The organism is Acinetobacter sp. V2 (genome assembly GCF_001188385.1).
GTDB classification, from domain to species: domain Bacteria; phylum Pseudomonadota; class Gammaproteobacteria; order Pseudomonadales; family Moraxellaceae; genus Acinetobacter; species Acinetobacter oleivorans.
Map to the genome: position 1 here is coordinate 1,534,052 of NZ_JZFB01000001.1, position 888 is coordinate 1,534,939.

At 33.7% G+C, this 888-nt stretch carries 3 protein-coding genes; 1 reads left to right on the plus strand and 2 read right to left on the minus strand.

Going from position 1 to position 888, the window contains the following annotated elements; translation table 11 throughout:
• Positions 1-56: 56 nt before the first annotated feature.
• Complete coding sequence (locus UC75_RS07035) at positions 57-500, plus strand: DUF2726 domain-containing protein (RefSeq protein ID WP_049837135.1); 444 nt, start codon at positions 57-59, stop codon at positions 498-500.
• 11 nt (positions 501-511) lie between these two features.
• Here UC75_RS07035 and UC75_RS07040 read toward each other — a convergent pair whose 3' ends face one another.
• Both UC75_RS07040 and UC75_RS20550 read right to left on the minus strand, forming a co-directional pair.
• The gene (locus tag UC75_RS07040) at positions 512-712 is read right to left on the minus strand and encodes a hypothetical protein (protein ID WP_049837136.1); all 201 of its coding nucleotides are present in this window, start codon (positions 710-712) and stop codon (positions 512-514) included.
• 113 nt (positions 713-825) lie between these two features.
• The coding region (locus UC75_RS20550; protein ID WP_228137223.1) for a hypothetical protein at positions 826-888 on the minus strand (63 nt) is incomplete at its 5' end.

Here is an 888-nt window from a genome sequence, read left to right on the forward strand (position 1 = left end):
AGATTCTTAAAAACCCACTCATCATGAGTGGGTTTTTATTTGTATGATGCTTTCACATGTTCGAATCCAGTCACTTATTTTTTATTGTTTTAGGTTGCTTAAGCACCTGCATTTTTCTTGTTGTTTGTTTACGCCCTTATTTATTTCCAAAACAAAAATTCTTTGCTCGTCCTGTCATTACCAACTTTGAAACTCAAATGTTTATACGTTTAAAACAAAGTTTTCCAAGTCATCATGTTTTAGCACAAGTGGCTTTTAGTGCTTTGATTACCAGCAATGATTATAAAGTTCGTAGTCAGTTCAACCGTAAAGTAACCGACTTTGTTGTGCTTAACGACAAGATGGAAGTCATCGCAATTATTGAGCTAGATGACCCTACCCATCTTGAAAAAGCAGAAGAAGACCGTATTCGTGATCAAATGCTCACCGAAGCAGGTTATATAGTAAGACGTTATACAAACATCCCAAGTGTACGTCAGCTACAAAAGGATATTCATTAAAAATACTGCTGTTATTTCTTTTCAGAACTTGCTGCTTCTTTTTCAGCTATTCTTTTTTCCATCTCTAAACGTTGCTGCTCATATTGTTTTTTAGTCTTAGCATCGCTTTTTGCAGCCAAGAAAAGTATTCCAATAATTAAAAAAGGAATAAGTAAACCTAATCCCATTAATAACCAAGGAACAGATTTTTTTTCAACAGGTTGCTGGTTCATGACTACTTCAAACTCAAACGGTATCAATTTTAATATACGTAATAATATAACAAAAAGAGCCGCTATAAAGTGGCTCTTTTTTTAAAGCTAATTTTTAATTAGATAATTAAATCTTAGAATTTACCGGTACAGTGAGGACTTTGGCTAGCATCCTTCTGAGCATCTGTTAGTACAAT